25 protein-coding genes are annotated in these 22634 nt (G+C 51.3%); 6 read left to right on the top strand and 19 right to left on the bottom strand.

Annotated elements, in window-relative coordinates; translation table 11 throughout:
- The first annotated feature begins 15 nt into the window (after positions 1-15).
- From LG201_RS00990 to flgL, 5 genes are all read left to right on the top strand, one after another.
- Positions 16-699 carry a flagellar basal body L-ring protein FlgH gene (locus tag LG201_RS00990; protein WP_226770324.1) on the top strand — a complete coding sequence of 228 codons (684 nt, stop codon included), beginning with the start codon at positions 16-18 and terminating at the stop codon, positions 697-699.
- Positions 700-707: 8 nt separating this feature from the next.
- Entirely contained in the window at positions 708-1808 is a 1101-nt protein-coding gene (locus LG201_RS00985; protein WP_226770323.1) for a flagellar basal body P-ring protein FlgI, read from the top strand.
- Positions 1809-1814: 6 nt separating this feature from the next.
- A complete protein-coding gene (gene flgJ / locus LG201_RS00980; protein ID WP_226770322.1) occupies positions 1815-2720 on the top strand; it encodes a flagellar assembly peptidoglycan hydrolase FlgJ in 906 nt (301 codons plus the stop codon).
- Between the two features lie 114 nt (positions 2721-2834).
- Entirely contained in the window at positions 2835-4769 is a 1935-nt protein-coding gene (flgK, locus tag LG201_RS00975) for a flagellar hook-associated protein FlgK (protein ID WP_226770321.1), read from the top strand.
- Positions 4770-4783: 14 nt separating this feature from the next.
- Complete coding sequence (gene flgL / locus LG201_RS00970) at positions 4784-5698, top strand: flagellar hook-associated protein FlgL (RefSeq protein ID WP_226770320.1); 915 nt, start codon at positions 4784-4786, stop codon at positions 5696-5698.
- Between the two features lie 48 nt (positions 5699-5746).
- On the opposite strand, the gene LG201_RS00965 is transcribed toward flgL, so the two are convergent.
- From LG201_RS00965 to fliF, 14 genes are all read right to left on the bottom strand, one after another.
- On the bottom strand, positions 5747-6964 hold the full coding sequence (locus tag LG201_RS00965) for an EAL and HDOD domain-containing protein (protein WP_226770319.1): 1218 nt from the start codon (positions 6962-6964) through the stop codon (positions 5747-5749).
- 49 nt (positions 6965-7013) lie between these two features.
- Positions 7014-7811, bottom strand: a complete 798-nt coding sequence (gene fliR, locus LG201_RS00960; protein ID WP_226770318.1) for a flagellar biosynthetic protein FliR — start codon at positions 7809-7811, stop codon at positions 7014-7016.
- A gap of 1 nt (position 7812) precedes the next feature.
- Positions 7813-8082, bottom strand: coding sequence for a flagellar biosynthesis protein FliQ (fliQ, locus tag LG201_RS00955; protein WP_226771894.1), 270 nt, complete (start codon positions 8080-8082; stop codon positions 7813-7815).
- Between the two features lie 13 nt (positions 8083-8095).
- Positions 8096-8848 carry a flagellar type III secretion system pore protein FliP gene (gene fliP / locus LG201_RS00950; protein ID WP_226770317.1) on the bottom strand — a complete coding sequence of 251 codons (753 nt, stop codon included), beginning with the start codon at positions 8846-8848 and terminating at the stop codon, positions 8096-8098.
- A gap of 6 nt (positions 8849-8854) precedes the next feature.
- On the bottom strand, positions 8855-9229 hold the full coding sequence (fliO, locus tag LG201_RS00945) for a flagellar biosynthetic protein FliO (RefSeq protein WP_226770316.1): 375 nt from the start codon (positions 9227-9229) through the stop codon (positions 8855-8857).
- 64 nt (positions 9230-9293) lie between these two features.
- Positions 9294-9713, bottom strand: coding sequence for a flagellar motor switch protein FliN (fliN, locus tag LG201_RS00940; protein WP_226770315.1), 420 nt, complete (start codon positions 9711-9713; stop codon positions 9294-9296).
- The gene (gene fliM / locus LG201_RS00935) at positions 9703-10710 is read right to left on the bottom strand and encodes a flagellar motor switch protein FliM (protein ID WP_226770314.1); all 1008 of its coding nucleotides are present in this window, start codon (positions 10708-10710) and stop codon (positions 9703-9705) included. The genes fliN and fliM overlap by 11 nt, the downstream gene beginning before the upstream one ends.
- Before the next feature lie 12 nt (positions 10711-10722).
- On the bottom strand, positions 10723-11217 hold the full coding sequence (fliL, locus tag LG201_RS00930; protein ID WP_226770313.1) for a flagellar basal body-associated protein FliL: 495 nt from the start codon (positions 11215-11217) through the stop codon (positions 10723-10725).
- Positions 11218-11378: 161 nt separating this feature from the next.
- On the bottom strand, positions 11379-12563 hold the full coding sequence (locus LG201_RS00925) for a flagellar hook-length control protein FliK (protein WP_226770312.1): 1185 nt from the start codon (positions 12561-12563) through the stop codon (positions 11379-11381).
- Between the two features lie 15 nt (positions 12564-12578).
- A complete protein-coding gene (gene fliJ, locus LG201_RS00920) occupies positions 12579-13031 on the bottom strand; it encodes a flagellar export protein FliJ (protein WP_226770311.1) in 453 nt (150 codons plus the stop codon).
- Between the two features lie 24 nt (positions 13032-13055).
- Entirely contained in the window at positions 13056-14474 is a 1419-nt protein-coding gene (fliI, locus tag LG201_RS00915) for a flagellar protein export ATPase FliI (RefSeq protein ID WP_226770310.1), read from the bottom strand.
- Positions 14471-15133, bottom strand: a complete 663-nt coding sequence (locus LG201_RS00910) for a flagellar assembly protein FliH (RefSeq protein WP_226770309.1) — start codon at positions 15131-15133, stop codon at positions 14471-14473. Before LG201_RS00910 ends, fliI begins: the two co-directional genes overlap by 4 nt.
- A complete protein-coding gene (gene fliG, locus LG201_RS00905; protein WP_226770308.1) occupies positions 15126-16121 on the bottom strand; it encodes a flagellar motor switch protein FliG in 996 nt (331 codons plus the stop codon). The genes LG201_RS00910 and fliG overlap by 8 nt, the downstream gene beginning before the upstream one ends.
- Positions 16114-17853, bottom strand: a complete 1740-nt coding sequence (gene fliF, locus LG201_RS00900) for a flagellar basal-body MS-ring/collar protein FliF (protein WP_226770307.1) — start codon at positions 17851-17853, stop codon at positions 16114-16116. Before fliF ends, fliG begins: the two co-directional genes overlap by 8 nt.
- 208 nt (positions 17854-18061) lie before the next feature.
- On the opposite strand from fliF, the gene fliE reads away from it, so the two are divergent.
- Positions 18062-18427, top strand: coding sequence for a flagellar hook-basal body complex protein FliE (fliE, locus tag LG201_RS00895; RefSeq protein WP_226770306.1), 366 nt, complete (start codon positions 18062-18064; stop codon positions 18425-18427).
- A gap of 65 nt (positions 18428-18492) precedes the next feature.
- Here the strand turns inward: fliE and LG201_RS00890 are convergent, their stop codons facing one another.
- The 5 genes from LG201_RS00890 to fliD are packed head-to-tail and all read right to left on the bottom strand — an operon-like array spanning position 18493 to position 22613.
- Positions 18493-18774 (bottom strand): EscU/YscU/HrcU family type III secretion system export apparatus switch protein, encoded by a 282-nt coding sequence (locus LG201_RS00890; protein WP_226770305.1) that lies wholly within the window; start codon positions 18772-18774, stop codon positions 18493-18495.
- Positions 18767-19792 (bottom strand): flagellar hook-length control protein FliK, encoded by a 1026-nt coding sequence (fliK, locus tag LG201_RS00885; RefSeq protein WP_226770304.1) that lies wholly within the window; start codon positions 19790-19792, stop codon positions 18767-18769. Before fliK ends, LG201_RS00890 begins: the two co-directional genes overlap by 8 nt.
- Positions 19789-20130 carry a flagellar protein FliT gene (locus LG201_RS00880; RefSeq protein ID WP_226770303.1) on the bottom strand — a complete coding sequence of 114 codons (342 nt, stop codon included), beginning with the start codon at positions 20128-20130 and terminating at the stop codon, positions 19789-19791. The genes fliK and LG201_RS00880 overlap by 4 nt, the downstream gene beginning before the upstream one ends.
- A gap of 4 nt (positions 20131-20134) precedes the next feature.
- Positions 20135-20587, bottom strand: coding sequence for a flagellar export chaperone FliS (gene fliS / locus LG201_RS00875; RefSeq protein WP_226770302.1), 453 nt, complete (start codon positions 20585-20587; stop codon positions 20135-20137).
- 19 nt (positions 20588-20606) lie between these two features.
- Positions 20607-22613, bottom strand: a complete 2007-nt coding sequence (fliD, locus tag LG201_RS00870) for a flagellar filament capping protein FliD (protein ID WP_226770301.1) — start codon at positions 22611-22613, stop codon at positions 20607-20609.
- Positions 22614-22634 lie beyond the last annotated feature (21 nt).

Here is a 22634-nt window from a genome sequence, read left to right as displayed (position 1 = left end):
CGCAAAGGAACCATCATGCGATCACGACACAATCGGCATACACAGTATGTCCAATATTTACTCACAGCCATCTTGCTGGTGCTGACGAGTGCTTGCGCAGTGACGCCTAAAACCATTACCAAGGGCCCAAGCACTGCACGCCCTCCCCAACCCAGTACCGTCGCGTATAACAGCGGTGGTATTTACAGCCCGGCGACCTATCGCCCACTGCTTGAAGACAAGCGGGCGCGTTTGGTAGGGGATACCATCGTCATCAACATTACGGAAAACACCTCCGCCACCAAGTCTGGTACCAACTCTGCCAGTAAATCAGGTGAGGTCAACGCTGGTGTCACAAGCTTCCTCGGACGAACATTCCCAAGACTGAGCGCCAGCGCAAGTTCTGACAACTCCTATGATGATGCCGCCGCATCCAATGCACGTAATGTCTTCACCGGCACCATTAGCGCAACAGTGACCGAAGTATTACCCAACGGTCATTTGGTCGTCAGCGGTGAAAAACAAGTGGCCTTTGACCGTGGTACCGAATTTGTACGCTTTTCTGGCGTGATAGACCCCATGTATGTCGCTGCGGGCAATAGCGTGGCATCCAGCCGGGTAGCCGATGCCAGGATAGAGTACCGCACCAATAGCAATCTCGATGCCTCACAGGTCATGTCGATTCTTACCCGCTTCTTCTTGAGCATTGCACCATTATGAGCATGATCATGAAACATACTATTCTTGCCCTGGCTGCATTGGGTAGCCTGATCGCAGCCCCCATCACCAGTGCCGAGCGCCTCAAGGATCTGACAACAATCCAAGGGGTACGGGCCAACCAGCTGATTGGCTACGGACTGGTGGTCGGGCTCGATGGTACCGGTGACCAGACGACTCAAACCCCGTTTACCGTACAGAGCATTGTCAGCATGATGCAGCAAATGGGCATCAACCTGCCAGTGGGTACCAATCTGCAATTACGTAATGTGGCGGCCGTCATGGTGACAGGCAATCTTGCCCCATTTGCCCAACCTGGGCAAAACATGGATGTGACCGTCTCGTCCATGGGTAATGCCAAGAGCCTGCGTGGGGGCACACTATTGATGACTCCACTCAAAGGGGCTGATAACCAGGTCTATGCCATGGCCCAAGGCAATCTGTTGGTAGGCGGCGCAGGTGCAGGTGCCAGCGGTACCAGCAAGCAGATCAATCATCTAAGCGCGGGCCGCATTTCAGCCGGTGCAACCGTGGAACGTGCAGTACCTAGCCAGCTTACTGCAGGCAGCACTATTAACCTGGAACTGAAAGAAGCGGACTTCTCCACCGCCAGCATGGTCGTCGATGCTCTTAACCAGCGTTTTGGCACGGGCACTGCGACGGCACTGGATAGTCGCGTCATTCAGGTTCAACCTCCAGCCAATAGCAGCCGCGTGGCGTTCCTGGGCAATCTGGAGAATGTGGATATCAAGCCTGCACAGGGCATGGCTAAAGTCATCTTGAATGCACGTACCGGTTCTGTGGTCATGAACCAGGCTGTCACACTGGATGACTGCGCCATTTCCCATGGCAATTTGTCCGTGGTCATCAATACAGCCCCTGCCATCAGTCAGCCCGGAGCATTCTCTGGCGGTCAAACCGTGGCAACACAAGTATCCCAGGTTGAAATCAACAAAGAACCAGGCAAAGTAATCAAGCTGGATAAAGGCACCTCCTTATCAGATGTCGTCAAAGCATTGAATGCCATCGGCGCCACCCCGCAAGATCTACTGGCCATACTGCAAGCGATGAAGGCAGCCGGCTCATTGCGTGCTGAGCTGGAAATCATCTAGGGCAACATGATGGATACTCCCAACATCAACGCCGACTACAGTAGCAAGATAGCAGCCGATGCCAACAGCCTCAATACACTGAAACAAGCCGCGCGGCAGAATACTCCGGAATCAATCAAGGCTGCAGCAACCCAATTCGAAGCCCTGTTTGTCAACATGATGCTCAAAAGCATGCGTGATGCCACTCCCAAGGAGAGCATGTTCGACAGTGAGCAAAGCCGCACCTTCACGACCATGATGGATCAGCAGCTAAGTCAGAAAATTGCCAATCGTGGCATTGGTCTGGCCGAGATGCTCACCCGCCAGCTACAGGGCGGTATCAGCGGCAGTGAAACGCCGGTGGTTGATGAGCTGACCGCGCAATCAAACGCTCTGGGCAACCTGACCGCGACTGCACGCAGTATTGCCAGTGCGGGTATCCCGAGCAATAGCGAGAACAGCACGATTCCTCGCAACTCCCAGGCATTCATGCAACAGATGACACAACACGCTGAAGCTGCCAGCAATGACAGTGGCATTCCTGCCAACTTGATGCTGGGGCAGGCGGCACTGGAAAGTGGCTGGGGCAAGCGCCAGATCACCGGTGTCGATGGCACTGCCAGTAACAATCTGTTCGGTATCAAGGCAGGCGCCAGCTGGAAAGGCAAGACGGTAGACGCCGTCACCACCGAGTATATCAATGGCGTACCGCAAAAACGCATAGAGAAGTTTCGCGCTTATGACTCGTACGCAGACTCCTTCCGCGATTTTGCCAGCATGATGCAAAACAATCCGCGCTATGAAAAAGTGCTGGCCAATACCGATAGCACGGCTGGCTATGCGCAGGCCATGCAGAATGCAGGTTATGCGACAGACCCACAGTACGCGAGCAAGTTACAGCGGGTGATAGAAAGCGTGAACCGGGCGGCTTAACCCAGCAGATGACCAAGGCTATTTCAGCGAATACAGCCTGCCTTGATAAAGTTTCTGGATTTTATGCCGTTCATTCTATTAATTGATTCTCAGGCAAACTGATCGATAACCATCATGTCCAGTATATTCAACATCGGTAAAACGGCATTAAATGCAGCGCAAGTTGGCATTAATGTCACTGGTCACAATATCTCCAATGCGAACACCCAGGGCTACTCACGTCAAGTGATTGTGCAGGCCACTGCGCAGGCACAGAATTGGGGCTTTGGTTTTATTGGTCAGGGTACACAGATTGATACCGTCAAGCGGGTCTACAACGACCTATTGGCCAAGCAGCTCAATAATAGCCAATCGATCAGCAGCGCCATCAATACTCAACTGAGCAATATCAACCAGATCAACAGCATGCTGGCCGACTCCAATGCTGGACTTTCGCCCGCAATCCAGGATTTCTTCAAGTCCATCAATGACCTTTCATCCGCAACCAATGACCCGGCTTCACGCCAAGCCGTCATCTCCTCCGGTGAAGCGCTGATCAGCCGCTTCCAGAGCCTGGGAGAGCGTCTGCAGGAGATGCAGAGTAACGTCAATGCCCAGCTCACCACCAGTGTGGCCACGGTCAATACTTACGCCAAGGAAATTGCCCGCCTCAACGAGACGATTGATGCGGCAATGAGCAGTACCGGTCAACCCCCGAATGACCTGATGGATCAGCGTGATCAGCTGGTATTGCAGCTCAACAAAGAAATCAAGGGTACCGTCGTCGTCCAGGATGGCAGCAAATACAATGTGTTCATCGGCAACGGCATTCCGCTGGTGTCCGGGCTCAAGGCTTATTCCCTGGCCACCATCAACTCCCCCACCGACCCCAGCAGACTCGCAGTCGCTTATCAGTCTGGTGGCACAACCAGCCTCCTGTCAGAAACTAGCCTGCAAGGTGGCACGATTGGTGGTCTGTTGCAATATCGCAGCCAATCGCTTGATACCTCGCAGAATACCCTGGGCCAGATCGCGATTGGCTTGGCACAATCCTTCAATACCCAGCATCAACAGGGCCTGACAGCCAATGGCACCCCCGGCGGTAATTTTTTCAATATCCCGGCCCCTGAAGTGAATGGCAGTTCTCGCAACACTGGCAATGCCGAAGTGTCCAGCGGCATCGTCAATGCCAATGCGCTCACTACCAGCGATTACCGCTTGCGCTATGACGGCAGCAATTACTCGGTGACGCGTACCAGTGATGGTGTATCGCAATCATTTACCAGCTTGCCGCAAACAGTGGATGGCGTCAGCTTTAGCATAGACTCCGGCAGTATGAACTCCGGCGATGAATTTGTGATTCGCCCCACCGCCAATGCCGCCACCAATATGAGCATGGCAATATCACAGATTGCCAATATAGCTGCTGGCGCCCCTGTCGTCGCAGGCACAGCTGCTAGTGCTAACACGGGCTCTGGGGCAATAGGCAGTGTCAGGGTTGACAGCGGTTATGCCAGCGCCCCGCTCACCACGCCTTTTACCTTGAATTATACCGGTGGTAACCTGAGTGGATTCCCTGCAGGCCAGGCCATCACAGTCACAACGGCCAGTGGCTCCACAACATATCCAGCCGGTAGTTCTGTGCCCTATACAGCAGGTGCAAGCATCAGTGTGGCTGGGTTAAATTTCAGCATCAGCGGCGCACCCGCCAATGGCGACCAGTTCACCGTCAGTGCCAACACCAGCAATGCTTCCGGTGACAATCGCAACGCCCTGCAGCTTGCAGCACTGCAAACAGGCAAGACCATGAACAACGGGACAGCATCTTATCAGGATGTCTTCAACCAGCTGGTCAGCTTTGTCGGTAACCGCACCCGTGAACTGCAAGTCACAGGTGCAGCAGAAGATGAGCTGCTCAAGCAGACATTGACCACCCAGCAATCCGAGTCTGGCGTCAATCTGGATGAGGAAGCAGTGAACCTACTGCGCTACCAGCAAGCCTACCAGGCAGCGGGCAAGGTGATGCAAATCGCCAGCACCCTGTTTGACACATTGTTGTCCATCCGCTAAATACGAGGCCTATTATGCGCATTAGTACCAATTCCATGTATCAAAACGGCGTTACCAGGCTATCGCAGCTACAGGCGGAACAAAGCAAATTGATGGAACAGATTGCCAGCAAGAAGCGCATCTTGACGCCAGCTGATGATCCCGTTGGCTCGGCGCGGGCGTTGGGTATACAGAACTCACAAAGCATCAATACCCAGTACGAACGTAACCGCCAGTTTGCCGAGAACAACATGAATGCGGTGGAAGGCAATCTTGACAGCGTGACTGATATGCTGCTGGCGATGAAGTCCAGTGTACTGGAAGGTGGCAATGCCTCTTATGACAATACCCAGCGCAACTTTCTTGCAATCAGTATACGTAACAACCTGGAAGGCCTGATTGGACTCGCCAATGCCAAAGACGGCAGCGGCAATTATCTATATTCCGGCTTCATGACGGATACAGCGCCTTATAGCCAGACCGCCACTGGGGTGACCTATAACGGTGATAATCAGGTGCGCAAGTTGCAGGTATCCAATAGTCGACAGCTAGCCATCACCGACACGGCTCCCAATATTTTCCAGGCCAATGGCAATGACGTCTTTGCCTCACTGACTCAGATCGCCAACCTGCTTGCCACCCCAGTGACCAATGAGACAGAGGCACAGGCGTTGCGTGACGGGCTGGATGCAGCCAACAACGCACTGCAATCCACTATGGATAATGTGCTGGGTGTACGTGCGAGTAACGGTTCAGCGCTCAAAGAACTGGAAGCACTGAATACCGATGGCAGTGATCGAGACCTGCAATATGCCAAGTCTTTATCGGAAATTCAGGATCTGGACTATGCTCAAGCCCTATCCGACCTGACCAAACAGCAAACGGTTCTGGAAGCTGCACAGAAGTCGTTTGTGGCCATAACCAGGCTGTCATTATTCAACCTGTTGTAATGCTGCTCGCAGGCTCATGCTGATTGGCTCTGCCAGGTAACGATCCAGCTATATGCCCAGGGCTTCAACCCAGGCAAGTGAAGCAATATGGCAATCATTCACCTTGTTGGGATCAAGCTGCAGGTTGCTGGCCAATGCGATAATCCGAGTGCCGTCCTGATTCTCGCAGGCTTCCGCCAGTTCAAGAAATGGCCCGTATATGCCTTGCCTATGCAATAAGGCATCATGCACTGCCTCAGGCAGGTCTACCTTCTCCAGCACTTGCTCCATGGGCATTTCCAGCATGCGATCCAGCATGGAAAAAACCCCGACGACAAACAGATTGTCGCGGCCTGCCTTGTCAAAGTACCCATCACCGAGCAGTTCAGTCAGGCGCCCTCGCGTAATCGAGGTTTTCATGAGCGCAGGTGCGGCAGAATTTTCCCCTGCTGTCACCATCAGCAGGGTCAGCCAGCGATAAAGTTGCTTGGTGCCAATAATGGTCAACGCATGGCGGATAGACTGGATCTCACATGACAGCCCAAATCCGACCGAATTGATATAACGCAACAGTTTGAAGGAAAGCGCCGCATCACGCTTGAAGCCATTCTCGACCTCCTTCATATCAGCATCACGGCTGATCATATTGAGCAAATCCAGCACTGCAGTAAAAGCGGGGTTGATCACTTTGGCTGTAAAGGTTTCAGTATGCGCAAAATAGAAACCCTGGATCAAATGAAACCCTATTTTCTTGCAAGCTTCATACTGTTCCTGCCGCTCAACTTTTTCTGCCACGATCTTAACCGTCAGACTTTGATAATCAAGGAAACGTCGCGCAACATCATCCATGGAACGTGAAAGTGTATCGATCTTGATAAAATCAGCACAATCAATCAACGGTGAGCCCAGCAATGAATCACCTTTGTCCTTGAGCGCAATCTTGTATCCACGCTTGCGCAGGAAATGGCAACGCTCCACTACAGCTGTAGTTGGCGCAGTGATATCGCTCAGTTCGAGGACGGTTCTTGCGGGTGGCAACAATTCGAGGAACTCGCTTTGTAGCATTTCCTCGCTGACATTGATGAAGGCCATCTTGTCACCCAACAACCACTGGGAACCCATATCACTAATCGTATTCACCAGCACACGAGTGCATGCCTGCAGGCTATTCTCAAACACGGCCGTGGTAGCTTCACCGCTATGCCTGAAGAACAGCTCATAGGCCACGATATCCTGGTTAATATTCATGATTGGCTGACGGCCAATAAATGCCTGATCTTGTCTCATACACTCAAACTTTCAATATTGATATCTGCTGCCGGTGTCACATCAAAATTTAATTAGCCGGGGTGGCGGTCACTGGCTGTGCTATTTCCTGCATAAAACTCATGCTTTCATACATTAACCTTTGGACAGGCTGCAACATATAGGGCAATGCCAACATCAACACCAGAAAACCCAGCCCGATGGTAATGGGGAAACCAATCCCGAACAGATTTAGTTGTGGCGCCGTTCTTGTCAGAATACCCAATGCCATATTCGCCATCAATAATGCCGTCACAATCGGCAGCGAGATCATCAGTCCGGCACTGAATATCTTGCCCCCCCATAACGCGATTTTATATGGATTTAGCCGAAAACTGGGATCTGCAGTAATCGGAAAACTTTGAAAGCTGTCAGCCAGTGTGGAGATCGCCATCAAGTGTCCGTTAATGGCAAAAAAGATCAACATGGATAGCACGACGAGGAATTGACCAATGGCGGTACTCTGCCCCTGTGTTTGAGGATCAAAGAAACTGGCAAAGCCCAAGCCCATGGTCATACCGGAGGTATGGCCTGCCATTTCAACCGCAGCAAAGATGATTCTGAGGCTAAACCCCATGGCAGCCCCTATCAGGATTTGCTGCGTCAGGATCAATACACCATTCATTGAGAAGATTGATAAGGGCGGAATATCAGGCATGGTAGGAATAATCACCAGCGTCAATACCAGTCCGAATCCAAGCCGGATGGTATTGGGTAATGCCCGATGACTGAATATGGGTGCAGCTACCAGAAAAGCCAGTATGCGAGTAAGCGGCCAGAACAGTGTGGCAATCCACATCTGCAGGAACTCACTACTGACCGTTACCATACTAACCTGCCAGTGATGGAATACTGGTCAGTACATGCCGCAGGTAATCAGTGATCACAGACAACATCCAGGGGCCAGCAATCAGCAATGTGGCAAAGACACCGAGCAGTTTGGGAATAAAGGTCAATGTGGCTTCATTAATCTGTGTAGCTGCCTGGAAAATACTCACGAGCAAACCAATGACCAGCACCACCAGCAAGACAGGACCAGCCACCAGTAGCAATACTTCCATGGCCTGGCGGCCTATTGTCATTACACTTTCAGGACTCATCATGATCGGGGCCTCAGTAAAAACTCTCGGCAAGCGAGCCGAGCAAGAGCTGCCAGCCATCCACCAGCACAAACAACATCAGCTTGAACGGCAATGCCACAATCGCCGGTGACACCATCATCATCCCCATCGACATCAGAATACTGGCTACCACCATGTCAATAATGAGGAAGGGAATGAAGATGGCAAATCCGATCTGAAATGCAGTTTTCAGCTCGCTGGTCATGAATGCAGGCACCAGTACTCGCAGGGAAACATCTTCTGGTTTTTCTACAGCTTCACTGCGCGACATTTTGAGAAACAAGGCCAGGTCAGATTCACGGGTCTGCCTGAGCATAAACTCCTTCAGCGGCACCACGCCTTTGGCCATCGCCTCCTGCATGGAAATCCGATCTTGATCCAGGGGCTGATAAGCCTCTGTGTAGATGCGGTCAAATACCGGGCCCATGACAAACAAGGTTAAAAATAATGCCAACCCCACCATCACTTGATTGGGGGGGGACGATTGCGTACCCAGAGCCTGCCGCAACAAGGACAGTACAATGATGATGCGGGTAAAGCTGGTCATCATGAGCAAGGCAGCAGGCAAAAAAGACAGGGAGGTGAGTAACAGCAGGGTCTGGATAGTGAGCGTGTAATTCTGCCCTCCCCCTGCAGCAGGCTGGCTACTGATCAAGCCAACACCACTAGGTTCAGCCGCGCTTGCCAGCATAGGCAAGATCAGCAAACAGCAGGCAATACAATATTTGATAAAGCGGTTACACATGATAGATCAGGATTTTCTCGACATGGATTTCTTCAGCCACGCTGAAAAAGGAATGCCTGGGGTAACAGGCCCCTGCTCGGCGACAATCGCAGAAATATCAGCACCAGCCTCCAGGTTGGCCAAACTGCTTACTTGCCCAGCAGCAACGCCTACTACAATCCAGCGATCCGCCACCTGCACCACCACCACCTTCTCCCGGCTGCCCACACTCACCCCACCCACTATCCGTACAACAGATTGCTGCTGGCTGATGCCTGGGGTCAGACGCTTCACGAGCCAGGCAATAGCTACCATCACCCCTAACACGAGGGCCAGGCCCACTATCATCCGCAGCAGACTTCCGCTAGGAGATATTTCCTGGGCCTCTGCGGCTTGTGCCATCAAGGACATCAGCAGACAGCAGACAGCGCTTAAATAAACGAGAGAAGAGCGGAACATAATGTACCTATTTATTGATCTTGCGGATACGTTCAGCAGGCGTAATGATGTCGGTGAGACGAATGCCGAACTTGTCGTTGACCACCACCACCTCACCCTGGGCAATCAGGCAGCCATTCACCAGCACATCCATGGGCTCGCCCGCCATGCCATCCAGCTCCACCACTGAGCCCTGGGCAAGTTGCAGCAAATTCTTGATTGCAATCTTGGTTCTACCCAGCTCCACCGTTAACTGCACCGGGATATCGAGAATAAAGTCGATATCATTCTGTGTTTCGTGCAGTTTGTTCTTGGCAGAAAACTCGGTAAAAACGGGTGCCTGTTCAGCAGTATTATCCTGTAGCACAGTGGCTTCCGCCTCACTTTGCTCCGCCATGGCCGCACCCCAGTCGTCCATTATTTGCTCTTCATTGGGATCAATCGCCATCAGCTGCTTCTCCTTTTACATATTCGGTCGAATTTGATCGCAGCAACTTTTCCACGCGCAATGCATATTGACCGTTAAAAACACCGTACTTACACAACATGACGGGTACATTATCCACGTTCGCCTCTATATTCTCAGAAATGGAAAGCGGGATCACATCCCCCACCTTCATGTTGAGTATGTCCCCCAGCTGCATCTTGGCTTTAGCCAGGTCAGCCACCAAGACAACTTCAGCGCTCTGTATTTGCTGCGTCATCAAACGCACCCAGCGTTTATCAACCCCCAGCGTCTCACCTTGTAAGGGCGAGGTCAGCACATCGCGTATTGGTTCTATCATGGAGTAGGGAAAGCAGAAATGGACTTCCCCACTGGATGCCCCAAGCTCAATATTGAATGTAGTGGAGACGACAACTTCATTGGGTGTTGCAATATTGGCAAACTGGGTATTCATTTCAGAGCGAATATACTCGAACTCCAGTGGGTACACTGGTTCCCAGGACTTGGAATAGGTTTCGAAGACAATCGCCAATATCCGCTGAATGATGCGCTGCTCAGTTTGGGTAAAATCTCGTCCTTCGACCCGGGTATGAAAACGCCCATCCCCGCCGAACAGGTTGTCAACAATCAAGAATACCAAGGTTGGGTCAAACACCATCAAGGCGGTACCACGCAGTGGCTTCATCTGCACCAGGTTCAGATTGGTAGGTACCACCAGATTACGGATGAATTCGCTGTATTTTGAAATCTTGACCGGCCCAACCGACACTTCTGTGGTACGGCGCAGAAAATTGAACAAACCGATTCTGAGCAAGCGAGCAAAGCGCTCATTGATAATTTCCAGCGTCGGCATACGCCCACGCACAATCCGTTCCTGAGTGGCCAGATTGTAGTTGCGTACGCCATCAGGATCGTTAACAGGAGTGTCGTCTTCCTGCTCATTCGTCACCCCCCTGAGCAGGGCATCGACTTCTTCCTGGGAGAGAAAATTATCCGCCATGACTTAAGCGATCTATTGAATCACGAATGAAGTGAAGAACACAGCCTTGACTGCCTGCGGCTTCTCACCTGCCACAAAAGGCTCGGCAAGCTGGGCAATAATCTCCTTGGTCAGCGCCTTCTTGCCTTCTACGCTCAGCACCTCGGAAGATTTTTTGCTACTCAGCAAAATCAGGATACGGCTACGCACACTGGGCATATGCAGCTTGATCAGATCAGCCTGTGCAGCGTCTTCCACCTGCACGCTGATATCGGTTTGCAGGTATTGCTCATCAGGGTCAGGTTGCAAATTGACGGTAAAGGTCTCAAGTGTGAGAAATACCGGATCTTGGGCTACTTTTTTTTCTTCTTTGGGTTTGGCATCATGCCCACCGGAATGCTGACCAAAATACCAGGCGGCACCACCGCCAATAGCGGAAAGCAAAAGTACGCCTACCACTGCAAGGATGATGATTTTTTTGGATTTTTTCGGCTTGACTTCTTCTGCTGCCGCTTCTTGCTGTGCCATGTTTCTACCCTTCTTGCCGGATTTACTATCGCGTTCGAAATATTATGAAAGAAATGCAACGATAGGATGCACGAAATAGAAGGAGGAAACTAGGCTAAATCTGAAAATTAGCCTATATCCACTATATTTGAAGATGAAATCAGTCCATCAGCGGCCGTCAATCAAGCAAACGTATCTACCAAGCCCATCACTCTGGCAGCTTTGGCCAATACCTGGCTGTTGTCATTGCCATCGGTCGTGCCAGTGGAAGCAGCGGTCGTTCCATTGCCCCCTTGTTGCTGGGCTTGCGTATCGCGCTCACCAGAGCGGACATTGGTTTGTCCCAATTGCAAACCGGATTGCCCCATCATGTCACGCAAGTTGGCCATACCGTCTTCCAGCGCCCTTCTCACATCGGCCTGATCAGACAAAAAGGTAGTATCTGCCTGGTTGTTATGCACATGGATGATCACCTGCAATGGCCCAAGATCAGGAGGGTTTAGTGTCAACGACGCGGTCTGCTCGCCACCAGCTGCCATCCATACTACTTTCTGCCCTATCGCCTGATTCCAGCCTTGCTGGCCAAATGGCACCGCAATTTGTGTACTGCGCATATCCACCGCACCCGACTGAGCAAGGGATGCTTGCGTTACACTGGGCGCAATGGCGGCAGGGACTTGCAGATTCACCTTAGCCAGCGCATCAGCAAACTGGTTGCTGTCCTTGGCACTGTCGGTCAATGGCGATGACGCTACCGCCACATCAGGCATCGCCTTGACAGTCACCGTCTTTTCAAATGGAATATCGGCCTCAGCCTTGGTGAATCTGCCCTTGTTTAGCGCCTCCTTATCCAGCAACAACTCTGGCTTGTCTTGCAGGACCAGTTCGTCCTCCATTACATCGGCACGCGGGGCTACTCTTGGTGTGACTGGTACTGCCGCAATTTCAGGAGAATTTTCTGCGGTTGCTTGTACCAATTGAGCAAGCTCTTGAGGTAAGGGACTCCCTCCCTCACTCGCTTGCTCAGGCAAGGTCTTATCCAACTCTGCATCCCCCCCCCCGGCGACGTCGGGAATTTCAGCCGGTGGAGGCGTGATCAATGCATTTGCCAATTGAAGGTTCGCCTCTAGTGATTCTTCACCCGGCTTTACCGTCAATTGCTGAGGTTGGCGCTGAGCCAATGGTTCCTTGCTTTCTGCAGCCTTATTTGCATCATGCTTGGACTGCCTGGCCAGCATACGCTGAAACTCGGACGCCTCAGTTTTGGCTGGCGGGTTACTGTTCTTTTTCATCGCAGCAGCACTGGCTGCCGCATTGTTGATGATTGCCTGGTTGGCAGAGGATGGTAGTGGAGTGTTCTGCATCATATTGTCCTAAGCCGTTTATTGTCGGGTATTGTTTCTACTGGCGCGCATAGCGTATTCGTCCATCATCTTCTGGTCTTTTTTCAACTCGGCAAGCTGTACTCGCTTTTCAGCGCGCTCCAGCAAGACATCGTAAGACATTTTCTTTTTCTGGCACTCTTGCCACTCCTGCTTGCGTAAATGACAAATCTGCCGCACCCGTTCAACACTTTCGGTCTGCGTCACAATCGCCTGCGACAGCTTGCCAAGAAAATTCTGGTAATTCTGGTAGACCTCGGCCGTGATGCCATTGGCCATGGCGTTATCGCGCTGACTGGCATAATCTGCACGGTATTGCATTAATATTGCCAGGCTTTTTTCCACTTCAACCAACTGCCGGTTCGCCTCACCCAAACGCTCCACGGCAGCTTCCACGTCTTTTTCAGCTAAATCCTGCAAGGTGTTCAGTACCACTGTCTTTTGACTAGACATGCGCGAGTCCCCTCATTTCACTCATTAATGCACCGCCCCATTGCCAACCAGCTCAGCCAATACGTTGACACTATCGTTCCAACCCGCAGACTCTGCAATATCCTGCTGCAAAAATGCCTCAACAGCCTCATGCCTGAGAATCGCTTCATCCAGCACGGGGTCGCTCCCTGCCTCATAAGCACCCACATTAATCAAATCCTGATTACGGGTATAACGCGAATTCAGCTGCTTTAATTTACGCGCATTTTTCTGGTGTTCAGCCGAGGTAATATTGTGCATGGCACGACTAATCGACTGCTCAATATCAATGGCGGGATAATGCCCACTTTCCGCCAGGGTTCTACTGAGCACAATATGTCCATCCAGAATCGCACGCGCAGAATCAGCAATCGGGTCCTGCTGATCATCGCCTTCTGTCAATACGGTATAAAACGCGGTAATCGAGCCTTCGCCAGGTTTACCATTACCAGCTCGCTCCACCAGCGCTGGCAACTTGGCAAATACTGAAGGTGGATAGCCCTTGGTGGCAGGCGGCTCACCTATCGCCAGGGCTATCTCACGCTGTGCCATGGCATAGCGCGTTAATGAGTCCATAATCAGCAAGACATGCTTGCCTTCATTGCGAAAATATTCTGCAATGGCCGTGGCATAACTGGCCCCCTGCAACCGCATCAAGGCTGGAACGTCAGCCGGCGCTGCCACTACCACAGACCTTGCCAGGCCTTCTGGCCCAAGAATCTGCTCAATAAACTCCTTCACTTCGCGACCACGCTCGCCAATCAGACCCACCACAATCACATCGGCGGTGGTATAGCGCGCCATCATGCCCAGCAAGACACTCTTACCAACCCCTGAGCCAGCAAACAAGCCCATGCGCTGACCCCGCCCCACCGTCAACATGCTATTGATTGCACGCACGCCCACATCCAGCACATCTTCAATCGGTGCCCTGGATAAAGGATTGAGAGGGCGTGTATTCAATGGCACACTGTTTTCATTACTGAGCGGCCCAAGCTCATCCAGTGGTCGTCCAGCGCCATCCACCACACGTCCCAGCAAGGCATCACCTACCGGCAAATGTCTGGTACGGTCAATGGCGCGGCGCCTTGGGTGCTTGGCCTGATTAGGCTTGGGCAAGGCTTCTGCCACTTCCAGCGCAAATACCTTTGCTCCGGGTGTCACACCATCAACCCCACTTTGAGGCATCAACAGCATGCGCTCACCATCAAATCCCACCACCTCAGCTTCTACACGGCGGCCTTCAGCCAATGGCACATAGCAGGCACTGCCAATCGGCAACTTAATGCCAACAGCCTCCATCACCAACCCTGTCAGTTTGGTAATACGACCAGAAACCTCGAGCGACTCCACAATTTCCAGCAACTCGCTGCAATCGCTAAGATAGTCTTTCCAGCCCTGTTGATGGAGGAGTGCGCCAGTCATGAATGGTCTACCCAGTCATTATGTTGTGCCAGCGCATCACAAATGCGTTTCCAGCGCGTGGCATTACTTGCATCAATCTGGTTATCGCCAGTTTCCACCATGCAGCCACCACGCTCTACGCTGACATCTTCCTGAATCTGCCAGGTCGTATCCGCCATGTCTTCACGGATGTACTTCCTCACCACCGCAGCATCTTCGGGGTTAACGATCAACCTAGCAGGCCGCTGCACTGCCGACAGATAATAAATCGACTCTTGCACGATAGGCAGAATCACCGAGTTATCTACCTGCAAACGGTCCTTGATCATGGCTTTGGCAATATCCAGCGCCAAGGCAAGTAATTGTTCTGAAATCACTTCATTGCTGGTTTTCAGGGCATCAGTGAAACTATCCAGCACAGCATTCAACTTCGCTTGCTCTTGCTGTGTCTGGGCTTGCGCATCGGCCATACCTGCATCAAATCCTTGCTGCAGGCCAATTTTATAGCCTTCCCGCCTGGCATTCTCCAGCTCTGAGGCTAACCGCTCAGCTTTTTGCTCTTCGCTTTCCTGAGCTTGCACAGTTGACGGACGAGTCTCAGCCGCAGGCTCAGAAAAAGACGCCATTTCCCAACGCTGATAAGCCGTCTGCTGTTCTTTGGGAATGACGACATTAGACATAAGCGTCTTCGCCCTTACTGCCTAGCATGATCTGTCCTTCATCTGCCAGTCTGCGCACGGTCTGCAATATGAGTTTCTGCTGCGCCTCAACCTCGGACAGTTTGACCGGGCCTTTGCTTTCCAGGTCTTCCTTCATCATCTCAGCCGCACGACTGGACATATTCCTGAATATCTTGTCGCGCAGCTCTTCAGTAGTGCCTTTGAGCGCCACGATCAGTGTCTCGGATTGCACCTCGCGCAACAGGTTCTGGATACCCTTATCGTCAATCTCCATAATATTATCGAAGACAAACATTTCATCCATGATGCGCTGTGCCATATCGCCATCGTAATTCTTCAGGCCTTCCATCACCGAGCTTTCATTATCTCCGCTCATGTAGTTCATGATTTCAGCAGCCGCTTTTACGCCACCAATCTGCTGCTTCTTGATACTTTCATTTCCACTTAAGAGCTTGGTGAGGACGTCGTTCAACTCGCGCAAGGCAGTAGGCTTGATGCCATCCAATGTCGCGATACGCAACATGGCGTCCTGACGCAAACGATCAGTGAAATGCCCAAGAATTTCCGCGGATTGGTCGGGCTCCAAATGCACCAGGATGGTGGCAATAATCTGTGGGTGTTCGTTTTTGATGAATTCCGCTACGGTCTGCGCATCCATCCACTTCAGGCTCTCAATACCGCTGGAATCACGCGTCTGTAAAATGCGGTTTAACAGGCCAGAGGCCTTGTCATCGCCCAATGCCTTGGTCAGCACAGAACGGATATAGTCATCAGAATCAAGACCTAAAGATGTGTTTTTCTCGGTCTCTTCCATAAAGGCGGTCAATACGGCGTCAACCTGGTCGTGGCCAATCGATTTCATCGACGCCATCGCGCTGCCCAGCTTCTGCACCTCACGCGGCCCCAGGTATTTCATGACCTCGGCTGCCTCGTCTTCACCAAGCGCGAGCATCAGCACGGCACTTCTCACGACACCACTATCACTCATTATTATTCACCCAGTTCGTCACGATGCTGGCGACCACCTTAGGATTTTCCTTGGCAATCTGCCGGGCAGCTTCAAGGTTCTTCTTGTATCCGCGTTCGGCAGGGCTTCTACTATCAGCTTCTGCATCAGAATCCACATTTGAAAGACTTACAATGGCATCCTGATCCTCTTCATCATTTTTCGCAAGCTCAGCCTTTTCTTCTGGTGGTGGTGCCAATTTGCGCAACATAGGCTTCATCAGTTTGCGATAGAGCAGGAAAAGCACCAGCAAACCTACCCCCATCTTCAACCATTCCTTGGCCATTTCAATATTGGCAGGATCTTTCCACAATGGCAGATCGGGGAAGGATTCCATCATATCCGGCATGAAAGAGCTGTTCACTACACTCAAGGAGTCGCCGCGATCAGCATTGAATCCCATGGCCTGCTTGGCTAGGTCACTGACCTCTTTCTTTTCATCCTCAGTTAATGGACGGCTGGTGACTTTACCCTTCGCATCCACTACCTGTTTGTGATTGACCACCACAGCCACCGTCAGGCGCTTAATGCCACCCATGGGTTGCTGCTGATAACGTATGGTCTTATCCAGCTCGTAATTGGTTGTCATGTTCTTTTCAGAGTTCATGATCGGGGTAGTGACTGTTGTGCCTGGGGGCGTGGTAGTGGTGGATGTCACCACATTGGCATTCGTCGTCGTGGTTGGTGCGCCCGCAGCAGGTGCAGGTGTAGTGATCGGTGCTGTGGCAGGTGCAGGAGGTTGATTGGTCAATGCACCAGGCACGCCGCCATTGCCTTGCCCTGGCAGCGTTTGTGCTTCATTAGTCTGGGTGCTTCTGACGCTGGCACTGTCAGGTGTCTGGTTAGGCTTGTAGCTTTCAGCCGCCTGCTCCACGGTAGAAAAATCTACCTCAGCACTCGCTTCTGCATGCACATTTTTGGCACCAACCAGAGGCGCAATAATCGACTCCACCCGCTTCGCTATATTCTGCTGCAGATCATCCACATATTTCAGCTGAGTAGGATCCAGATTACCGATACCATTCTCTTTGCCATTGTCCGACAGCAAGCTGCCATTCTGGTCAACCACCGTCACATTGGATACGGGCAAATCGGGGACACTACTGGCCACCAGGTGCACAATGGCACTAACCTGGCGTTGATCCAGAGCACGGCCTGGATGAAGATTCAGCATCACGGATGCTGTGGGTTTTTGCTGGTCGCGGGTAAATACCGTGGATTTAGGCATGGCCAGGTGAATACGGGCCGCCTGAACCGTGCCGATGGACTGGATGGTACGTTCCAACTCCCCTTCAAGCCCACGCTGAAAATTGACTTGCTCAACAAATTGGGAAACTCCGAATTTCTGGTTTTCCAGCAGCTCAAAACCAATATTGCCGCCTTTGGGCAATCCCTGCGCCGCCAGCTTGAGGCGCACATCATGCACATTGTTGGCAGGGACCAAAATCGCACTGCCGCCATCGGCGACCTTGTAAGGAATATTCATCTGCTCCAGTGCAGCCACAATCGCGCCACCATCCTTGTCAGAATAGCTGGAGAACAGCACGCGATATTCTGGTTTCTGACTCCAGAGCCAGAACACGGTCATCACTGCAATCACAGCCGCGATCCCCAGCACCAGCAACAACTTATTGCCCAAAGGGGATTTAAAGTTGAGGAAACTCTGATTTGCTGTGGCTTCTGGGGCTAATGCCGCATCGTTGGCTGCTGCCATGGTCTTTCTCCTGTCCTATGGCGGATTACAAGGTGTTAATACCGCTTTATCACTGCGATGCCATTATCACGATCTCCACGCCAATCTAATCAGCAGAATAACGCGCTTTTTTATGCCTTATTCATCAGGATAGGTGGTTTGCCTGCATGCTAATCTGCTGTCATATTGAAATGAGTGCAAATGTCACTCGCAGTATAAGGAGATGGCGATGAAAACTTCAGCAATTGATTCGAGCAGAATAGAGTCCATGCTGGCACAGCTTAAGGCCGCGGCACAGAAGCCATCGGCGGAGTCGGCGATTAAAAGCCTGGCTGGCAGTGCCGCACCCGGAAAACCTGAAGCGACAGGCAGGGTGGATTTCGCCGAAGTACTGAAATCCTCACTGAATCAAGTGAACCAATCTCAAGTCACGGCCACAGAACTGGGCAAGAGTTTTGTCATGGGAGACGATAAAGTGAGTTTGTCCGATGTCATGATTGCAGGGCAAAAAGCCAATATATCGCTGCAAGCCACTATTCAGGTACGTAATCGACTGGTTTCTGCTTATCACGACATCATGAACATGCAAGTGTAATCTTTTAATATCAGAGTCTCAGTCGTCGATTTCAGCGAGATACAGACAGCAATCGCCGCATTGACTTATGCACTCTCACCAGACTTTTCCTGCTCAAGACGATATAGCCAGGCCAGAATCTCCGCAATGGCCTGATAAAGGCCAGCCGGAATATGATCATCCAGATCAACCTGCATCAACAATGCCAATAATTCACGGGACTCATGCACAAACACATTGTGCTCCTTAGCCCGTGCAATGATCTGCTCTGCCACCAGCCCCTTGCCCTTGGCAATGACACGCGGCGCAAAATCCCCAGTTTCATAGGCGAGCGCAACTGCCTGCTGCAAGGCTGGATTTTTATTCATCTTCCGTCACCGACAAGGCATCGAGCACTTGGCCATGATGCGTCAATGCTTCAGCTAGTGTGGGCAACGCTGAGCGCAACATAAGCACTGAGCCAGCATCACCTGCAGCAATCCTGATACGCAAGCGTCCTTCATGCAGCATAATGTTGGCCTCTACATTCCCCAGACCCGGTAGCTCCAGCTTCAGATGGCTGGACACCGGAGGATCATCAGCATTCTCCGCATTTGCTGCATGCCCATCCGCATCAAGTGCATCTTGGTGTAACTGCACTTGCCAATCCATTTTCTGTCCCGGCCAGATCTCGCCCTGCCATTGGAAGCGCTGGCTTTCAAGCACGGCCAATTGCTTATTGATCATGGATTCAGCGGCGTTACCTGGCTGGTTTTGTGGCTCTTGCATAATCACGCTCAAAGGCAATTTATTGGCAGCAAACTGTTCAAGATGGGACTCATAAAACAGACCAGAGCTTACCATTGCACGTTGCAAGTCCTGCGCCAACACTTGCGGCACTTGCGGGGCATTGGTTAACACCGTCTGCGCAGCCACTGCCTGTGAGCTTGAACCATTGGCGGCATTTGCCAGCTGCTGGCTGAGGATTTTCGCCCCAGAACTTAATGCAGTGGTGACTCCCTCATTAGCACCATTTGGCAGTGGGAGTGGCGTAATCAGGGAATTGAGAGATTTAGCAACGCTGCTATCAAGCTGTGCAGAAGCCTGGCTCAGCATACGAAAAGTGGGGACTGGATTATCTTGCACATACTTCAGCATCATCTGCTGGCCTATGTTGGCCTGCTGACCCAGCTCCATTCTGAAGCTGTTGCCCTGTACATCAACCTGAAACACTCCCGGCTGCAAGCGGCTGATTACTTGAGCAAAATAGCTCTGCCCTTTGACTAGCTGTCCAGCACGGAAATTAAGGTCTTGATTGGTATTTGCAATTTCCTCTACCGCCAACACCGGCGTAATCCTTGCCAGCGGTGCTATGCCAGAGGGATCAGAGGATTGCTTGATGATCATCTGCCGGGCCGGATGAGCTGCTTATAGGTATCAAACATCTGCCTGTTTGCAGCATTATTGCTTAACAAATCTGACAGTTTCACCATCCATGGATCAATGATGTTGCGGATTTGTCGGTCAGCATCAAGAATTTTCTTGATATGTGCCACCTTCATTTTTTGCTCTGGCTCCATCAATGGATCCTCGCAAACGGTCAAACTGGCACTTTTGACCCGTTCAGCACACTCAGCCTCTAGCAATGCAAGCCTTTGCCAATCATGTTGCTTGGCAGCATCGAGCATCTGGTCGGTAATCTCAACTACGGCAGCATATAAAGACAAGGTGTCCTGAGTACTCATTGCATCAAACCTTAGCTAAATTAGTAGTGTACTGTGGGACTGAGTTGCGTACAGTTGGAGCAGCAACCTGATTGTTCGCCAGGCTAACCCATGCTTCATTCAACTCGTTGAGTAATTTTACCACCTCTTCAACCGGCGCTAGATTGCTTTTGAGATTAGCCATATAGAGTCGATTACTCATATAGGCATACAAGGAATCCAGGCTTTCAGCGATTTCACCCCCGGCTTTTTTATCCAGACTCAAGCGGAGGCCGCTTTCTATGATCATGATGGCCTTCGATAAAGCGGCACTTTTTGCAGCAAAATCTTGCGCAATAATATGTTTGATCGCCAGGTTGCATGAAGCAATCGCCCCCTCGTACATCATGACAATCAGGCGTGAAGGATTGGCTGCCACGACACCAGTTTCAACTCCTACACGCGCATATTCATTCACACCAGCATGAAATCCAAACATACAAGGCTCCTTCAATTAATTAGCTATTGGCACTTAATGCCGCAAGTTGCTGGGTAAGATAAGATTGAGTGTTTTTCATCTTGGTCATGAGTACATCAAGCGCTACAAATTGAGCACGATAGCGTTTTTCCACCGCAGCCAACCTGACATCTAGAGACTCTTGCTGCTTGGTCACACGATCTATTGAATCATCTAGACCTTCACTTTTGGCTGCCAGGATGCCATCATCACTGACTAGGTCCTTGACCAGGCTACTCAGCTGCGCTGCGTAGCCAATGCTGAGAGTAACTGTACCCCTGTCACCCAAAGCGCCGCCCCTGATCACCAAGGCCAGGCCCTCTGCCGCATTACCTGTCGTTGAGCCAGTCAAGACCTGACCCCTGCCTGTTGCAGCGACCCCATTGATGGTGCCAGCCACATCAGTGCCTGCTGTTGAAACCGGGCTGGACCCAAACAAACTAGCTCCAGCATTGCCACCTGAGACTGACACCGTAGCATTACTACCGTAACCCTCAGAGGTGATTTTCAAGGCTCCGCCTTCTACCGTCACCGCTGCATATACCTTGGCATCCGTCAGTTTGGTGCGCAACTCTGCTGCCAGGTCTTCTACACTGGTGTAATTACCTGCTGCCAGCTTGATATTGTATTCACTTTCACCAATATGGATTTTCAGCTGGTCATTGACCCCTTCGACAATATTCAGGTCTGGGGCTGCACTACCAACTAAAGTCGCCTGAGTAGCAATTTGAGTCACGTTGACCGCATAAGTGCCAGGTTGTGTTTTGGCATTCTGTGTGACATAGCCAACTTTGGAGTCGGTCGCAGAACCAACTGCAGCAAACAACTTGGCAATATCATCAAAATTGGTATCAATCGCGGATTTGAGCTTGGTACTATCCACAGCAAGAGATCCATCGCGCTGAAACGTCACGCCAATCTGGCTCAGGGAGCTGAAGTCTCCAACACCGGAAATGGATGTGGTCAGGGCTGCCTTGATTTGAGAGGAAATAGAACGCGTAGTTGCATCCCCAAGCAGTACACCAGACTTTTTCTTGGTAAAGTCTGTTGTGCTCTCATCAAACTTGGTTAGATTGCGCAAGGTAGTATTGAAGTCGTTAAATGCCTTCACAAAGGCATTGACAGAATCCTGAACCTTGGTCGAGTCTTTGGCAATATCAAGCGAGACGCTGGTATCAGGGCTGGCCTTGAACAAATTCAATGTGATGCCATCCAGCACCTTGGTCACCACATTGCTGGCACTTTCCACATTGATGCCATCAATATTCAGCTTGGCATTCCTCGCTTCTTGCAATTCACCTAGGTTTTTACCTGCACCAGCACTTGCCGTAGGATCATAAGCGAGGCGAGATAACCCATCAGCATCACCATTTGCACCATCTGCGTCTGCCACAGACACCCTGATGCTATTGGCAGCGCCGGATTCCTTGGATGTCAGCACGAGGCGACCGCCATTTTGGCCATCATTCACAATTGAAGCGGTTACACCAACATCTTGCGCATTGATGGTATCACGAATGCCCGTCAGGCTATTATTTGCTGATGTGATCGTAACCGTCTTGGCACTCTTGTCTGGATTGGCTGTAAATTCGTTACTTACAGCATCATAAGTACCCAGTGTAATGGTCAGGGTTCCTGTCCCGACTGCGTCACCAGTATTGGTAAAACTTGAAGTCGCAACTTTATGGGCCTGCGCCAACTGCGCAACTTTGATAGCATAGTTGCCTATTGTTGCATTGCCATCAGCAGTAGCTGTAAACACTTCACTATTGCTGGAAGCAGCCGATTGAATCTTGAATTTTGAAGCAGTGGCGAGATTAGACAACGCTGTCTGAAAAGTGGAAAGAGAGCTTTTCAAAGTGGCATACGCAGAAATTTTTGATTGGTACGATGTTTTCTGCTGGGCAAGCAAAGTTGCAGGGCGCTGCTCCACCGTCATTAAACTGCTGACAATAGAGTCAATATCAAAATTGGTACTCGCCGATATTCCGCTGGTAGATGCCATCATGAGCCTCGCTTACTTGAACTT

The organism is Methylobacillus gramineus, assembly GCF_020532675.1.
GTDB lineage: Bacteria > Pseudomonadota > Gammaproteobacteria > Burkholderiales > Methylophilaceae > Methylobacillus > Methylobacillus gramineus.
Note: the sequence above shows the minus strand (reverse complement) of the source record. Positions and strands in the feature narration are given on the sequence as shown.

Bases quoted from the DNA above. Each gene is read 5' to 3' on its own strand.
- LG201_RS00990 (WP_226770324.1), top strand. From the start codon at position 16: ATGCGATCACGACACAATCGGCATACACAGTATGTCCAATATTTACTC.
- LG201_RS00985 (WP_226770323.1), top strand. From the start codon at position 708: ATGAAACATACTATTCTTGCCCTGGCTGCATTGGGTAGCCTGATCGCA.
- flgJ (WP_226770322.1), top strand. From the start codon at position 1,815: ATGATGGATACTCCCAACATCAACGCCGACTACAGTAGCAAGATAGCA.
- flgK (WP_226770321.1), top strand. From the start codon at position 2,835: ATGTCCAGTATATTCAACATCGGTAAAACGGCATTAAATGCAGCGCAA.
- flgL (WP_226770320.1), top strand. From the start codon at position 4,784: ATGCGCATTAGTACCAATTCCATGTATCAAAACGGCGTTACCAGGCTA.
- LG201_RS00965 (WP_226770319.1), bottom strand. From the start codon at position 6,964: ATGAGACAAGATCAGGCATTTATTGGCCGTCAGCCAATCATGAATATT.
- fliR (WP_226770318.1), bottom strand. From the start codon at position 7,811: ATGGTAACGGTCAGTAGTGAGTTCCTGCAGATGTGGATTGCCACACTG.
- fliQ (WP_226771894.1), bottom strand. From the start codon at position 8,082: ATGAGTCCTGAAAGTGTAATGACAATAGGCCGCCAGGCCATGGAAGTA.
- fliP (WP_226770317.1), bottom strand. From the start codon at position 8,848: ATGTGTAACCGCTTTATCAAATATTGTATTGCCTGCTGTTTGCTGATC.
- fliO (WP_226770316.1), bottom strand. From the start codon at position 9,229: ATGGCACAAGCCGCAGAGGCCCAGGAAATATCTCCTAGCGGAAGTCTG.
- fliN (WP_226770315.1), bottom strand. From the start codon at position 9,713: ATGGCGATTGATCCCAATGAAGAGCAAATAATGGACGACTGGGGTGCG.
- fliM (WP_226770314.1), bottom strand. From the start codon at position 10,710: ATGGCGGATAATTTTCTCTCCCAGGAAGAAGTCGATGCCCTGCTCAGG.
- fliL (WP_226770313.1), bottom strand. From the start codon at position 11,217: ATGGCACAGCAAGAAGCGGCAGCAGAAGAAGTCAAGCCGAAAAAATCC.
- LG201_RS00925 (WP_226770312.1), bottom strand. From the start codon at position 12,563: ATGATGCAGAACACTCCACTACCATCCTCTGCCAACCAGGCAATCATC.
- fliJ (WP_226770311.1), bottom strand. From the start codon at position 13,031: ATGTCTAGTCAAAAGACAGTGGTACTGAACACCTTGCAGGATTTAGCT.
- fliI (WP_226770310.1), bottom strand. From the start codon at position 14,474: ATGACTGGCGCACTCCTCCATCAACAGGGCTGGAAAGACTATCTTAGC.
- LG201_RS00910 (WP_226770309.1), bottom strand. From the start codon at position 15,133: ATGTCTAATGTCGTCATTCCCAAAGAACAGCAGACGGCTTATCAGCGT.
- fliG (WP_226770308.1), bottom strand. From the start codon at position 16,121: ATGAGTGATAGTGGTGTCGTGAGAAGTGCCGTGCTGATGCTCGCGCTT.
- fliF (WP_226770307.1), bottom strand. From the start codon at position 17,853: ATGGCAGCAGCCAACGATGCGGCATTAGCCCCAGAAGCCACAGCAAAT.
- fliE (WP_226770306.1), top strand. From the start codon at position 18,062: ATGAAAACTTCAGCAATTGATTCGAGCAGAATAGAGTCCATGCTGGCA.
- LG201_RS00890 (WP_226770305.1), bottom strand. From the start codon at position 18,774: ATGAATAAAAATCCAGCCTTGCAGCAGGCAGTTGCGCTCGCCTATGAA.
- fliK (WP_226770304.1), bottom strand. From the start codon at position 19,792: ATGATCATCAAGCAATCCTCTGATCCCTCTGGCATAGCACCGCTGGCA.
- LG201_RS00880 (WP_226770303.1), bottom strand. From the start codon at position 20,130: ATGAGTACTCAGGACACCTTGTCTTTATATGCTGCCGTAGTTGAGATT.
- fliS (WP_226770302.1), bottom strand. From the start codon at position 20,587: ATGTTTGGATTTCATGCTGGTGTGAATGAATATGCGCGTGTAGGAGTT.
- fliD (WP_226770301.1), bottom strand. From the start codon at position 22,613: ATGATGGCATCTACCAGCGGAATATCGGCGAGTACCAATTTTGATATT.